This window comes from Dietzia timorensis (genome assembly GCF_001659785.1).
Taxonomy (GTDB): Bacteria; Actinomycetota; Actinomycetes; order Mycobacteriales; family Mycobacteriaceae; genus Dietzia; species Dietzia timorensis.
This window is the reverse complement of the sequence record NZ_CP015961.1, coordinates 112,832-127,361: the sequence shown is the minus strand read 5'-3', so window position 1 is coordinate 127,361 and position 14,530 is coordinate 112,832. Positions and strand designations below refer to the sequence as shown.

12 protein-coding genes are annotated in these 14,530 nt (G+C 65.9%); 1 reads left to right on the top strand and 11 read right to left on the bottom strand.

The window, feature by feature from the left end; all coding sequences use genetic code 11:
• Positions 1 to 27 precede the first annotated feature (27 nt).
• Positions 28 to 828, bottom strand: coding sequence for an alpha/beta fold hydrolase (locus tag BJL86_RS00615; protein ID WP_067473620.1), 801 nt, complete (start codon positions 826 to 828; stop codon positions 28 to 30).
• 201 nt (positions 829 to 1,029) lie between these two features.
• On the opposite strand from BJL86_RS00615, the gene BJL86_RS00610 reads away from it, so the two are divergent.
• Positions 1,030 to 1,977: a hypothetical protein gene (locus tag BJL86_RS00610; protein WP_067473623.1), complete on the top strand. Its 948-nt coding sequence runs from the start codon at positions 1,030 to 1,032 to the stop codon at positions 1,975 to 1,977.
• Between the two features lie 196 nt (positions 1,978 to 2,173).
• Here BJL86_RS00610 and BJL86_RS00605 read toward each other — a convergent pair whose 3' ends face one another.
• The 10 genes from BJL86_RS00605 to helR form a co-directional block, all read right to left on the bottom strand.
• On the bottom strand, positions 2,174 to 2,563 hold the full coding sequence (locus BJL86_RS00605; protein WP_067473626.1) for an SRPBCC family protein: 390 nt from the start codon (positions 2,561 to 2,563) through the stop codon (positions 2,174 to 2,176).
• Positions 2,560 to 3,183 carry a class I SAM-dependent methyltransferase gene (locus tag BJL86_RS00600; protein WP_197487557.1) on the bottom strand — a complete coding sequence of 208 codons (624 nt, stop codon included), beginning with the start codon at positions 3,181 to 3,183 and terminating at the stop codon, positions 2,560 to 2,562. Before BJL86_RS00600 ends, BJL86_RS00605 begins: the two co-directional genes overlap by 4 nt.
• Positions 3,184 to 3,253: 70 nt before the next feature.
• A complete protein-coding gene (locus tag BJL86_RS00595; RefSeq protein ID WP_067473629.1) occupies positions 3,254 to 4,090 on the bottom strand; it encodes an alpha/beta fold hydrolase in 837 nt (278 codons plus the stop codon).
• Positions 4,091 to 4,269: 179 nt separating this feature from the next.
• Entirely contained in the window at positions 4,270 to 4,893 is a 624-nt protein-coding gene (locus tag BJL86_RS00590) for a TetR/AcrR family transcriptional regulator (protein ID WP_231887176.1), read from the bottom strand.
• Positions 4,860 to 7,223 (bottom strand): MMPL family transporter, encoded by a 2,364-nt coding sequence (locus BJL86_RS00585; RefSeq protein ID WP_067473635.1) that lies wholly within the window; start codon positions 7,221 to 7,223, stop codon positions 4,860 to 4,862. The genes BJL86_RS00590 and BJL86_RS00585 overlap by 34 nt, the downstream gene beginning before the upstream one ends.
• 393 nt (positions 7,224 to 7,616) lie before the next feature.
• A complete protein-coding gene (locus tag BJL86_RS00580; protein WP_067473640.1) occupies positions 7,617 to 8,297 on the bottom strand; it encodes an MOSC domain-containing protein in 681 nt (226 codons plus the stop codon).
• A gap of 86 nt (positions 8,298 to 8,383) precedes the next feature.
• A complete protein-coding gene (locus BJL86_RS00575; RefSeq protein WP_156515275.1) occupies positions 8,384 to 9,484 on the bottom strand; it encodes a hypothetical protein in 1,101 nt (366 codons plus the stop codon).
• A gap of 176 nt (positions 9,485 to 9,660) precedes the next feature.
• Complete coding sequence (locus tag BJL86_RS00570) at positions 9,661 to 10,404, bottom strand: hypothetical protein (protein WP_067473645.1); 744 nt, start codon at positions 10,402 to 10,404, stop codon at positions 9,661 to 9,663.
• Between the two features lie 278 nt (positions 10,405 to 10,682).
• The gene (locus tag BJL86_RS00565) at positions 10,683 to 12,089 is read right to left on the bottom strand and encodes an aldehyde dehydrogenase family protein (RefSeq protein ID WP_067473648.1); all 1,407 of its coding nucleotides are present in this window, start codon (positions 12,087 to 12,089) and stop codon (positions 10,683 to 10,685) included.
• 74 nt (positions 12,090 to 12,163) lie between these two features.
• Positions 12,164 to 14,413: an RNA polymerase recycling motor ATPase HelR gene (gene helR / locus BJL86_RS00560; protein ID WP_156515276.1), complete on the bottom strand. Its 2,250-nt coding sequence runs from the start codon at positions 14,411 to 14,413 to the stop codon at positions 12,164 to 12,166.
• Between the last annotated feature and the right edge of the window lie 117 nt (positions 14,414 to 14,530).

Sequence of the window (14,530 nt, the reverse complement as noted above, 5' to 3'; positions counted from 1 at the left end):
TGCGAGCGCGCTCGCCTCCTCGCGCATCTAGCCGAGGAACTCGTCGATCCGGACGGACACCTCGTCCGAGAATTCGTCGAAGAAACCATGCCGGCCGCCGGGGTGGATGTAGAGATCGGCGTCTGAGATCTGACGGTGAAGGACGTGAGCGTTGCTGACCGGCGCCATGAGATCGTCGTCGCCGTGCATGATCAACGTGGGCGCCGAGATCTCACCAAGCCTCGCCGAGGCATCATGCTCGCCGCTCACGCGCAAGTGCCCGCTACGCGCCCGCCCGGACATCTGCGCGTCTCCGAGCAGACAGCTTCGCAGCCCCTTTTCTCGCCACTCGGGTGTGTAGAAGAGGTCGATGAGGGTGTCGAGTCGCCCCTGGGGATCGCGCTGCCCGAGACGCTTGCGCACATCGTCGCTGCGTTCGGTCGCCTCGGGACCGCCCGGCGAGGTGCACGCGAGGACGAGCCGATCAACGAGGTCCGGGGAGTCGACCGCAAGCCATTGCGCAACCCGGCCGCCCATCGACGCACCGTATATATGCGCTCGCTCGATCCCGAGGCCTGCGAGAACGTGGCGTGCGTCGTCAGCAAAGGATGTGGTCGACCAGCCCTTGATCGAGTCGCGGCTCACTTCCGCGTGCGTGGTGCCGGTGCCGCGGTAGTCGAAAGTCACTGTGGTGAAGCGGTCGGCGAAGTGCTCGCGCAGCCCGTTCCACCAGCGATGCGAATTCGACTGACCCGGCAGCATCAGCAGCGCCGGCCCCTCGCCGAGTCGCTGGACGGCGAGCTCGGCGCCGTCGCCGGCGCGAACTGTGGAGCGGTCGAGCTCGGCCATGTCATGCCCTCCTGCGTCGTGGGATCGGTGTCCACGCTATCGCCGCCGGGCGCCGTCGACACGTCCGGCCGGATTCACTGCGGCTGGCCTATGTGTTTCCGGCCGCGCGCGGTGTTTTTCGTCGTCGAGGTAGGCGCGCACGACGATTCCGCCCCGAAGTAGCACCCCCATCCTCCGAGAAGAATCGGCGACGATAGCCGAGTGACCGTTCGAGTGACCGTTCGCGCCGATGTGGTCGTCTACGTCTTCACCACGCAGGATGCCCGCAGCTTCGGCTACAGCAAGACCGACATGGATAGAAAGGTCGCCGGCAACGCTTGGGTTCGATTGGCCCAGGGCTCTTACGCGACGTCGGCATTCAACGGCCTCTACCCGGAAGAACGTCACGCAGTGCGAGTCCTGGGTGCTCTCACCACCTCGAAGAACGAGTGGTACGCGAGTTCGTGGTCGGCGCTTGCCGCCCTCAACCTTCCGCTGGTTGACCACGACCTGAGCAGGATCCATCTGACCCGCCACAGCGTTACACCTGCTAACCGAGTTCACGGGAGATACATCAAGGTAGACCGGCAGCTGCTTCGCGAAGATCAAGCCTCCGCGAACGGCATTCCTATCGTGTCCGTCGATCTGGCGCTCATCGAGTTCGCCAGGCAATCCAGCTTCTTGGCTTCCACAACCGCGATCGACGCGGCTCTGCACAGGAAGCTCACCAGCAAGGACGCACTCCGCGCGCGACTAGCGGGAACGTCGGGCAAAGGAGTTTCGCGAGCTGCGGCGGCACTCGACTTTTCCGATGGTCGCGCAGAGAGTCCTGGCGAAACCCGATTGCGCGTCCTGCTCTTTCGGCACGGCTTCTCGACGCCCATTCCGCAATTCGAGATTCGCGACGGCGACAGCGACGGCGGCCCGCTGATCTACATCGCCGACCTCTACCTGCCGGAAGAGAACCTCGTCCTCGAGTTCGACGGCAAGGGAAAATTTGCCGCCGGCCGCATGGCCAATTCCGAGTGGACGCAATTCGACCACCAGCGCTCGCGGGACCAGGGCCTCACCGCGCGCGGCTACCGCGTCATGCACGTAACCAGTCGAGACTTCTTGGACGAGAAGCTTCTGGTCGCCCGAATCCTGGAGAGGATCCGTTCGAAAGTTTGAAGCACGGATGCAGTACTTTCTGTACCTCTGTGAACCCCGCGTCGCACCGGAACATGACGGCGTGCTCTACGCGCCACATTTCTCCGCGTCTCTTCGACACGTCCGGCCGGATTCACTGCGGCTGGCCGACGTGTTTCCGGCCGCGCGCGGTGTTTCGCGACTTCACAGGGTTCCCCGGCCCCCGGAAGCCCTCTCCCTAGCCTTCGACGAGCTCGCGCAGCGCCTCGAGATCCCGGGCCACCGCAGCGCAGTCGCGCGCGAAATCGTCGTCGCTCGCAGCTAGCTGCCGCACCGTGAACACCACTTCGGCGCCGTCGGGGTGGTCCAGCACCCGCAGCGGGTTGTTCACCACCTCGCCTGACGGCAGCGTCACGTCGTGGTCGAGCACGCCGAAGTCGTTAGGCGGCGCGAAACGCACGCGCACGTCGCCCATCGGAGACGCGGCGACGAGGTCCTCACCATCGCGGCGCACCTCCGCCTGCGCAAGACCTGCTGCCCAACGCGGAAGGTTGTCGGGGTTGGCGGCGAAGTCGTAGACGCGGCTCGCCGGCGCCGCGATCACTTGGCTGACATGCGTGGATTTCATCTCGTTCGTCCTTTCGTCCCATGCTCCTTGGAAGCTATTACGGCGGCGTGGGGACGATGCGGGCCGCCGCTGCGCGTGTGGGTCTCGACGATGTCGAGCCCGGCCGCACGCACCTGGTCGCGCACGTTGTCCACGGTCCGAAAAAAGGCGGGCGCAATGGCGTGGTCGAAGATTTCCGTGCGGCGGCCGACGAAGAACCCCAGCAGCATCGTCCCGCCCGGCCGCAGCGCGCCCGCCAGCGCGTGGAGAGTTTCGGCGTGCTCCTCCGGAGGCAGGTGGATCAGCGAATACCAAGCGAGGACGCCTGCGAAGCGGCCCTTTTCCTCCCGCAGCGTCATGGCATCGCCAAGCCAGAACTCGCAGCCCGGGAAACGCGCCCGTGCGCTATCGACAAAGGCAGCTGACGGTTCGATCCCGCGAACATCGTGCCCCTGCTCGCGTAGAAACTCCGTGAGATGCCCGGGCCCGCTACCCACGTCGATCAACGGCCCGTCCGCGACCCGCGCCCACTCGGCGATCAACGCCCGATCCACCGCATGCACGGAGTCGATACTTCCCAGCAGGTCGACATACTCATCGGCTCGGCGCGAATAGGCCTCGATCGCAGGTCCAGGGTTCACGCGCCCCAGGCTACCCGGCGGACAGCGCGAGGTTCCGCACCTTCGCGAGCATCGATCCCGGCGGTCTGGCCTAGCCGGAGAGACCGAGCACGATTTCGGCGACCTTCTCCGGATAGTGCTCCGGAAGCCAATGCCCGCCGCGTCCGATGACGTGCAGTTCGAAGGGCGCGTCGACGTACTCCTCCGCCAGCTCAGCCCCGCGCCGGTCAAGCGCCGCGTCGCCTTCGCCCCACACGTGCGCCGTCGGAACGGCGACCCGCGAACGGAAGAACTTCGGGTTGGCGTAGGGCAGCGCGCGATACCAATTGACGGCGTACCCGAACGCGCCCGTGGCGATCACTTCGCTGTGCACGGCGGCGATCTGCCCGGCATTCATGCCATTGAGTTCGAGCGTCTTGTCGAGGGCCGCGGGCACGCGGTCTGCGAGCACCTCGGGCACGAGGGGCAGCTGAAAAAAGCCCATGTACCAGCTGCGCAAAAGCTGCGCGCTGGAGAGCATCGACTTGAGGAAGGCGCCCGTGCTCGGCACGGACAGGGAGGTCAGCGTGGCGACGAGGTCAGGCCGGGTCGCCGCGAGTTGCCACGCTACGACCGCACCCCAGTCGTGCCCGACGAGATGCACCGGGCCGGCGCCCAGCTGCTCGATGAGCGCGGCGGTATCGCCCACCAGAAGTTCGATTCGGTAGTGACGGCGACCGTCCGGACGCGCGCCCGGAGAGTATCCGCGCTGATCGAAGGCGACCGTGCGCAGGCCGCCTGCATTGAGGATAGCCGAGACATCACTCCAGATGGCCGAGGTTTGCGGGAAGCCGTGCAAGAGCACGACCGTGCCGGACGGCGAGGCACCCTCCGCCTCGCCGGAATCGAAGACGTCGAAGGTCAATCCGTCGTTGGAGAACTGTTCCATGCCCGCCCTTTCGTCGCGGCCCGATGCACCCATCCTGCCCTAGATCGGCGCCCCGCCCTGACGAGAACCCGCAAGATGGCCGCGAGAAATGGGGACCGCCCCGACGCTTTTCCAAGCGACGGGGCGGTCTCGCAGGCTGGGGGTGCTCAGCACCTCCGGCGTCATAGGTGGTGTGGTGGTTAGTGGTTCGCGGAGAACCGTGACTCGAAGAAGTCGAACGCCTGGGTCACGTAATCGACCGGATCCGCGCCCTCCTCGTGGCTCATCTCGAGAGCGACTCCCGTCGCGGCGAGCAGCGCCGGGAACAGCACCTTGATTTCGAGACGCGACATCGAACCGTCGGTGCGGTCGTAGAGGTCGGTCTCGAGATCGCGGACGAGATCCTTGGCGCAGGCTCGCTCGACGCTACCGAGCAACACCGTGATGTTGTCGGCGAGCTGGATGAAGTTCGCCGGTGACATGATGAATCCGTTGGACGGATCGATCATGTCGAGGAGGATGTCCCGAATGTTGCGAATCGGGCCGTCCTCGGGCGGGAGCTCCGCCAGCTTTTCCTTCCACTGCGAGGTGATGACCTCGATGAAGTGGTAGAACGCGTCTTCCCGCTTCTGGAAATAGTTGTGGAAGGTACGGGTGGAGACGCCGGCGCGGTCCGCGATGGCAGCGATCGTCACGCCCTCCTCGCCCTCTTCGGCGAGGAGCTCGACGGCCGCCACCGCAAGGCGGCGGCGCGTCTCGCTCTTCTTCCGTTCGCGCAGACTCTTCATCGTTATGCGTCGACCGACTGCTGCTTCTTCTGCCACAGCTCGTCCTCGATCTCGACGAGCGTCTCACCTTCGATGTCGACGCGCGGGAGGATCTTGTCGAGCCACTTCGGCAGCTTCCATGCCGCATCGCCGAGCAGGAACATGACCGCCGGGATGAGGGTCATGCGCACGAGGAACGCGTCGAGGAACACCGCGGCGGCGAGCGCGAAGCCCATCACCTTGATGAACGGCTCGTCCATGAGCATGAACGCCGCGAAGACGGAGATCATGATCAGCGCCGCTGCGGTGACCACCCGAGCACCGTGTTTGAAGCCGTTGGACACGGCGTTGTGCGCGGTCTTGCCGTGGACGTATCCCTCGCGCATCCGCGAGACCAGGAACACCTGGTAGTCCATGGCCAAGCCGAACACGAGGCCGATGAGCATGATCGGGAGGAAGGAGATGATCGGCTGCGGATCCGAGACGATCCCGCCCCAGCCTTCCTGCCACAGGCCGACGGTGATACCGAAGGTGGCTGCGACTGAGAGCGCGAAGCCCAGCGCCGCGACGAGCGGCACGAGGATCGACCGGAACACGACCATGAGCAGGAGGAACGCAAGCGCGAGGACGATCGCGACGTACGGGATGAGCACCTCGGACAGGCGATCGGAGATGTCCTCGTAGATGGGAGACACGCCCGTGACGGCGTAGGTCGCTCCTGTTTCGGACTGGAAGGCCTCCTCGCCGGAGCGAATGTTCTCGAGCACCTCCGCGGCACGCTCGTCGGTCGCTCCGACCTCGGGCGTGATCATCACCTGGGCGGCCGTGCCGTCCTCGCTGACCTGCGCGACCTGCGCATTGGACACGCCGTCGGTGTCCTGCAGTCCGGTGGCGGCCTGGGCGAAGATCCCCATGGCCTCTTCCGGGTTCTTGCCGTCGGCCTCGACGAGCGCGACCATCGGGGCGTTGCGGCCCGGGCCGAAGCCCTCGTCGATCATCTCGTAGGCGACGCGGTTCGGGCTGCCCGGCTTCATGCTGCCGTCCGACGGCATGGCAAGTCGCAGCTGCGCCGCGGGGATGGCGAGCAGCGCGAGCAACACGACCACTGCACCGGCGAACACGACCGGACGCTTGCGGATCTGGCGGACCCACTTGAGGCCCATCGTCGGCGCCTCGTTCTCCGGGTCCGGAGCCTTGACCACCGGCGCGCGACCGGCGAACACCTTCGTCCCGAACGCGCCGAGGATGGCCGGAAGTAGCGTCAGCGCAACGAGCACCGCGATCACGACCGTCACCGCTGCGGCCAGCGCCATCGCCGTCAGGAACGGGATGTTGATGATGGACAGCGCGGTGAGCGCGATAACGACGGTGAGGCCGGCGAAGACCACGGCCGAGCCGGCCTTGCCGACGGCCATGCCCGCAATGTGTGCGCGCTCGGCGCGGTCGAGCGTCTTGATGCGCTGCGCGAGTTCGGCCGGCGCGATGTCGTAGCCGTCCACGTGTTTGATCAGCTCGCTGCGGAAGCGAGAGACGATGAACAGCGCGTAGTCGATGCCGACGGCGAGGCCGATCATCGAGGCGAGCGTCGGGGTCATCGAGTTGATGGTGTCGGTGACCGAGGTCGCCGCAAGCACTCCGGCGATGCCGATGCCGACGCCGGTGACGCCGGTGATCAGTGGCATACCGGCAGCAATGAACGAACCGAACGTGATGATGAGGACCAACGCGGCCACGGCGATACCGATGAGTTCGGCGGCACCTCCGAGCTCCTGGGTCTGGAAGGCGTTGCCCGAGTAGGCGATCTCGAGATCGGAGGATTCGTGCTTCTCGACGACCTCCTTGAACGCCTCGACGTCCTCGGCGGGGATGTCCATCGAGGATTCCGCGTCGAAGGTGACGTCGAGGAGGCCGGTGCGCTCGTCCTCGCTGAGCGGACTCATCGCCGCGATATCGGCGTCGATCTGCTCCTGCGGCAGTTGCTGTGCGGCCTTGGCCTCACCGAGCTGCTGCGCCATTCCGGCGGCCGCGGTGGCCGGGTCGACGAGCGTCTCGGTGCCGGTGAGGTACGGCTGCGTCTTGAGGTCATCGATGAGCGAGGTGACCTGCTCGGAAACCTCCGGATCGGTGAGGGTCTTACCCTCCGGGGCCTTGAGTACGACCTGGCCGGCTGGCGCCTCCATCTGGTCCTCTTGGCCGGGGAACTTCGAGCTCATCTCCTCCTGGGTCTCGATGGACTCGAGCCCGGGGATGGAGAAGGTGGTGGACGTGGGCTTGCTCAGCGTCATTGCGGCGGTCGCGGCAGCGACCACGACGAGCAGCCACACGGCGATGAATCGCCAGCGGTGGGCGTAGGCAGATCTACCTACGCGGTAGAGAAACTTTGCCATGGAGAGTGGGCTCCTTGAATCGGACCTGTCCCCGGCCCCTCGCCAGATCGCACATCGCTTGATCGAGCAAGCACCCGGGCTAACAAAAACAATTTGTACACGCCGGATGAAACTTTGCACAAGGAGCGCAACAATTCATTTTGCATGCACAATTCGGATCCTGCAGCCTCTTAGGATTCAGGCCCGAATCGCGCCGTGACCGGCGCCTCACACCGGCATCTCCCGGACCGCCGAGGAGCCTCCCCCACGTCCACACTTTCCCCAGCTCCGGGGAGTTACCCACGAATGACGTCGGAGTTCACAGCACGCCCGGCGGCCGCTCCCAGCGCCGTCACAGAACAGATAGAATTTTCGACCGTAACCTTCGTCACACCCACCGAAATCGCACCGCGCTCAGGCGTGGGACTGCAACCATTTCGCGCGCCCGAGAAGGCGCTTGCGCAGCTTCTCCGTGAGCCCCTCTGCCTCGGCCAACATCAGCACCTCGTCGATATCGGGGCGCAGTTCCTGCTGCACTGCGAGCAGCCGATCGAGGGGCGCCTCGGGCGCAGGGCGCTCGGTCAGCGTCATCCGATCGCCCGCGTTCACCTCGCCCTCTTCGAGGACGCGAAAGTACCACCCCTGGCATCGCAGCTCGGCGAGCGTGAGGTTCGCGCCGATGTGGCCGAGCAGATTATCGACCTTCCAGCACGGCGATCGCGGCTGCGAGACCTGTACCAACGCGGTGCCGAGGCGGTACACGTCGCCCACGCACACCGTTTCCTCGGTGGCGCCTCGGCCGTGGAAGTTCTCCCCGAGCATCCCCGGTTCGATGCGCACGTTCGGCAGCGCGGCCGCGAACTTCTCGTAGCCCTCGAGCGAGAAGTAGTGCAGCGCCTTTTCCGCGCCGCCGTGGACACGCGGATCGCCCTGATGATCCCCGCCGAGCCCCAGGGTCGTCAGAGGGACCGGACCTCCGACGTCATTCTTGGTGATGGCCGACGGCTGGCCCTCCGGTTCCAGCGGCCGCACCTCGCCCACGCGGACGCAGTCGAGCACCACGTCGATGTGCGCGTTCGCCGTCTCTGTCGCCATGGCAGCCCCTTCACCGTCGTCGCCAATGGCCCCAGTGTATGACGCCGGACCCCTAGGCCCCGCATGCGAAAGCGGGGCCCGCATGTTTACTCGAAGTCGTCCTTGGTGATCGTGATGTCCTCGCTGTCCGCCTCGTCCTGATTGAGCTCGTCGAGGGTTTTGCGGCGCTCCTGCTCGCGGCGACCGAACGTCGCCCGGAGGATGGATTCGTGGCTGTCGGCGTTAGAACCGAGCGCGCCTGCGATAACGCCCATTGACGTCGATAGCCAGGCGAGGCTGCCGTAGTCGTGGAGCGTAGCCTCCTTGCCGAGCTGTTCGGTGAGAAAGGTTTCGTCGATCACCACCATCGATGACACGAAGGTCACCGCGTAGAGCCCGACGTACATGAACACGACGCCGGTGAGCACGGTGAAGATCGTCGTCGAGTTGTAGAGCCTCGCCCACACCGCGCTGAAGCGGCCGCTCGATTTCGTCTCCCACAGGTGGTTTGCGGCGATGAGCCACATCGTCATCACGCCGACCGAGAACCCGCTGATGAGTAGCAGCCGCAGCGGGCTGAGCACACTCGCCATCTGCCAGATGGACGTATAGAACACGCCGAACGACGCCGTGGCGATGGCCGCCGCCATCACGCCCTTGAGGGAAGCGACGAGTTTCCACGGCTGATTGATGCGCATCATCCCGATGACGGTGCGCACCCACCCCCAGCGGGTGTCGACGACGAGGGTGCTCTTCGCGTGGCCCGCGCTGTCGTCTGTCCAATGGTGGTTCTTCGACTGCACCGCGTACAGCAGGTCCTCGTGGAGATCCTGCCGGATGATGCCGGCGGCGGAGGCGACGATGAGCCGTTCGACCACGCGCGCGACCCGCCGAACGCCGCACGCGGGCAGCGAGATGATGCCCGCCATGCGCTGGAGGTCGATCTCCGCCGGGGTGGGTTTGCCGCCCCACAGGCGCGGCATCTCGGTGAGGAAGATGACGACGTCGTCGGTTTTGCGGTTCCGCGGCACCGATCCGCCGAGATGCACCTCCCCATCGGGGTCGAGGAGCAGGGAGCCTTGTTCGATCGACACGTCGATCGGCTCGCCGAGATCGGCGCGGACCTTTTCTTCGAGCCCGTCGCGGAGCTTATTGGCGATCGTCGTCGGCAGGCCCCGTTCGGCCACGATCCTCAGGCCTCGGCTCACACCACATCTCCCATCGTCCGGCGCACGGCGGCGTCCCGGGCGCGGGGTGTGACTCCGCCGTCACTGTCGATGCCCAAGCGTAGCGGGGAAAGGCCCGAGCACAGCCCGAGGCGCCCCCGCGCGGGCTCGCCGCGTGGAGGTCGCCGCGCGGGTTCGCTTGTTGACCCCGGACGCCGCTAGCTGCCCAGGACCTTGGAGAGATCCACCCCGTTGATGATGTCGGAGACGAAGCCCGCCGGATCGCTGGAGATCGTGGCCGACGAGGTCGAACCCGAGGTGAGCGAGCCGAGGCCCAGCCCGTCGAGGCTGCCGGTCACGTTCTCGACGGCATTGGGTTCGCGGACCGTCACGCATGTGTCGATAGGGTTCGCGACCTTGTCGCCATTTATGCGGATCGCGCTGAACCCAGCGCCCGAATTGAGCGTCGATCCCGGCTCCGCGTCTTCCGGAACCTTGTAGGTGGTTTCGAGACTCACGCGAGCTTCGCCGGCAGTGGTCCATCCGGCCGAGGTCTTGTACACGCTGTTCTCGGTGGAGTCCTTGCGAACGGCGTCGGTGACGTCGGTCCACCTCTGCCCGCCGACCAGCTTCCACACGCTCTCGCGCGCCGAGACCAGTTCGAATCCCTGCGGGTGAAAGTCCTCGATACGGTCGATGAGCGCGCCGCCTCCGCGCACCGTGGTTCGGTATGTGATCTGGCCGCCCGGGGCAACGGTGTCCTCACCGATCACTTCCTTCGTGAGGAAGTACGGGGTTCCCGCGCTGCCCGGCCAGGAAAATTCCTTCGTCTGCGACTTCGCGCATGCCGAGGTATCCGCCGGCTGTGCACCCGCGACCGGCGCGCCCGCGCCGGCAAAGAGCCCTGCCGCCAACGCAACGCCGCCCAGCGCGCCGCCGAACATCCGAATAACGCTTCCCATGTGCAGCTCCTTGCACAACGCTTCGGCCAGTCACTGCCGAATCTGACTGAATGACATGAAACACATTAGTAATCCACACCATGTTCGGCCAACCCGCTTTCCATCCAGCCGGAACAGCACGGATAAAAGAGTAATTTCTTTTTCCTCGCGACATTGCCGCACCAATTGTCATCATGGCTCACATTTCGGCGGGGAGGGTGGAAACGCCCCCAGGACGACGTGAGGCCCTGCGGGGGACGTGTCCGCAGGGCCTCATCTAACTTGTGAAAATTCCGGAATCAGCCGGGCGACATGCCCGCGTCCTCCTGACCGGAAACCCGGATGAGTTTGTCGTTGACGAATTCGCCGACACCCCAGCGTGCGAGCTCTCGCCCGTACCCGGAACGCCCGACTCCGCCGAATGGAAGTCCCGCCGACGTCACGGCGTGTTCGTTGACGAAGGTCATCCCGTCTTTGAGGCGCTTCGCCACTTCGTGCGCCTTGTCTACGTCGGACGACCACACCGAGCTGGACAGTCCGTACTCGGATTCCTCGTTGGCGATTCGGACCGCCTCGTCGATGCCGTCGGCGCTGTACACGATCGCCACCGGCCCGAAAATCTCGTTGCAGCCGACGTCCGCCGATGGGTCGACATCGGTGAGTAGCGTCGGTTCCATGTACGCGCCGTCGCGGTCGATCTTCTTCCCTCCCACGCGAACGGTCGCTGTTCCGTCCTTCGCGGCCTTGTCGAGGCGCTCGACGATCTCGTCGCGGGCTCCGATCGAGCTGAGTGGACCGACATCGGCATCCGGATCGTCGTAGGCACCGACGGTGAGTTCCGCGATCTTCTTTTCCAGGTACTCGACGGTGCGGTCGTAGAACTCCGACTGCACGATGAGCCGCTTCGGCGCGTTGCACGCCTGCCCGGTGTTGTACATGCGAATGGGCACGAACTTGTCGAGGACCCATTCGAGGTTGACGTCGTCGAGCACGAGAAACGGGTCGTTCCCGCCGAGTTCGAGCAGGGACTTCTTGTAGTTTTCGCCCGCCGTCTTCGCTACGGCCGCACCGGCCTGTTCCGAACCGGTGAGCGAGACACCCTTGATCCGCTTGTCCGCGACGAAGGGATCCATCTGGGAGCCCGAGGCATAGATGTTCTGGAATACGCCTTCCGGCAGCCCGGCCTCCAGGAGAAGATCCTCACATGCCTGCGAGGAAAGTGGGCAGATACCGGCATGTTTGAGGACCAGCGAGTTACCGAGGAGGAGGTTCGGCGCGGCCCACCGGGCGACCTGGTAATAGGGAAAGTTCCACGGCATGATCCCGAGAAGGGGACCGAGCGGCTCCTTGATGACGTACGAGCGATCCGCACCCTGCGGCTCGAGCTCTTCCGCCGCGAGGAGCTCCTCGGCGTGGTCTGCGTACCAGCGGTAGATGCCCGCGACGATCTGCAGCTCGCCCTTTCCCCACGGGATGAGCTTGCCCATTTCGCGCCCGATGTGGTCGGCGAGTTCGTCGATCTTCTCTTCGTAGAGTTCGCCTGTCCGGCGAAGAACCTTCGCGCGCGTCTCGATGCTCGTGCTCTGCCACACGCGCTGCGCCTCGACGGAGCGGTCGAGAATCGCGTCCCGCTCGGAGTCGTCGATGCGTTCGAAACTGCCTTCTTGTTGTCCGGTGCTGGGATTATTCAGTGCGAATGTGCTCATGCCCCATCTCTACGCTTCCTCCAGAGGCTGAGTGAGACTTAGCATCTGGCAGGTCAATTTGGGGTTGCATCGTTTCACTCCAGAACTACAAGGTTTTGGGTCGAACGGGTCATCGCGACGTAGCGGTCGACCGCGCCGGAAACCCCGTCACCGAATTTCTCCGGCCGCACGAGCACCACGAGGTCGAACTCGAGCCCCTTCGCGCTCACCGGGTCGAGCACGCTGACCCGCGGATGCTCTTTCGCGAAACTCGTCTCTACATCTGTCGCAGCGATAATGCACGCAACGCCCTCCTCGGCATTCGCGAGCCACGTGGTCACCACGGATTCGAGTTCCGCGATCGTCCCGCGGCGCACCGGAACCCCGCTCGAGCGCACCGATTCGGGCACGTTCGCATCCGGCAGGGCGGCACGGATCACCGGCGCCGCCTCGTCCATCACCTCTGACGGCGTGCGGTAGTTGAACTTCAGCGACGCCGTGCGCGCCCCGCGCAGTCCTACACGATCGAGCCGCTCCGCCCAGGTCTCGGCGAACCCCGCCCGTGCCTGCGCGCGGTCGCCGACGACTGTGAAGCTACGCGATGGGCACCGCTCGAGCAGCACCTGCCACTCGGCATCCGAAAGCTCCTGCGCCTCGTCGACGATCACGTGCGAGAACGGTCCGGCCATCCGGCTGCCGCGCTCGACGGGAAGGGCGGCCTGATCGACGAGCGCATCCCTCAGGTCTCCGTGGCGCAGCGATTTCATCAACCCCAACTCCGAGTCGTCGGTGTCCATCAGCTCGTCGACCACCTTTTCCATCTCCGCGCGCTGCGCCCTGGCCGCAGCCTCGCGCTCGCGTCGGCGCTGCTCGGCTCCCGGGTCCCCCACCCGCGCGCGGGCGGCGTCGAGCAGAGGTAGATCCTCGCGCGTCCACTCCCGCGGATTCTCCCGCTGCAGAAGTGCCACGTCCTCGGGAGACAGCCACGGCGCGCACAGCCTCAGGTACGCGGGAACCGAAAACATATCCTCCACTACATTTGTCGGGTCCAGGCTTGGCCATGCGTGGTTGAAGATCCGGCGCAGGTCCTCCGAGCGCGCGTACTCGGCCGATACGAGCTCGAGCTCACGTCCGGCGTCATTGCCCTTGGCTGCCAGGCGTTCGACGAGGGCGTCCCATACCTGCGTACGAGCCTCGTTGTGTGGGGCGCCGATGTCGTAGGCGTCGAAGGCGTCGGCCCAGTCGCGCGCGGTGACCCGCACGTCGCCTCCCGCCGATTCGAGCGTGAGCCTCTCCGTCGGAGCCTCTTCGTAGAAGCGCACGCCGCGGTCGATCGCCTCGCGCCAGCGCGCCGAGGACTTGAGCCCCGCCACGCGCGGATCGGACTCCGGGCGCGCGTATTCGCCCTCGGGCACGAGGTCGGAGAGGGTGCACGTGAGTACGCCCTCCTCGCCGAGGCTCGGCAGCACGTCGGCGACATATGCGAGGTAGGGGCGGTGCGGTCCGACGATGAGCACCCCGCCGCGCGAGGCCTCCACCTGCGGATCCGCGTACAACAGATACGCGGCGCGGTGCAACGCGACGACGGTCTTACCGGTGCCGGGGCCGCCGTCGACGACGAGCGGGCCCCGCGAGGACGCGCGGATGATTTCGTCCTGGTCCGCCTGGATCGTGCCGAGCACGTCCCGCATTTTCTCGGTGCGCGAGGCGCCGAGGGAGGCGATGAGCGCCGAGTCCTCATCGAGCGCCGCATCGGTACTGTCGCCGGAGCCCGGATCGCCGAACACCTCGTCCCAGTAGTCGACGACGCGTCCGCGGTTCCAGCGGTATCGGCGCCGCGCCGTCACCCCCATCGGATGGGCACGCGTGGCCGCGAAGAACGGCTCCGCAGCGGGCGCACGCCAGTCGACGAGCAGCGGCGTCCCATCGGCGTCGGTGAGCCCGATCCTCCCGATATACACCGGTTCCTCCCCCGTCTCGCCCACAATGCGGCCAAGGCACAGGTCGAGTGCGAACCGCCGGAGCATGCGGAGCTCCGCCGTCATCGAATGTTCTTCCAGGTCCCGTTCGAGCGCAGCTTGCCCACCTCTGACGCCGGAGGTGCGCAGTTCGCCGAGCCGGTCGGTGACCTCGGCGACCCGGCGGGACAGTCGGTCGGCGAGGCGGGCGAAATGGGCATCGTCGGCTGCGATGAGATCCGGGCCGCTTGGCGGACGCGGCGTCGGGCAGGGCGAAATAGGTGTGCGACATGGGGCGGCTCCCTCGGGGCGGCAGGCGGCAGGCGGGCGAGAGAAGCCATTGTGGCGCAGGTGTAGGCCCTTGCGGCAAGCCCCTGTGCGGCGCATACTATTAAATGGGAAGAGGGACGACGCGCGAAGCGGACGTCCCTTTCGTTATTTCGCGGTGCCGCGCCAATCGCTCGGCAACCCTGTTGGTTCGGCCTTGCTACTCACCCCGCCGGG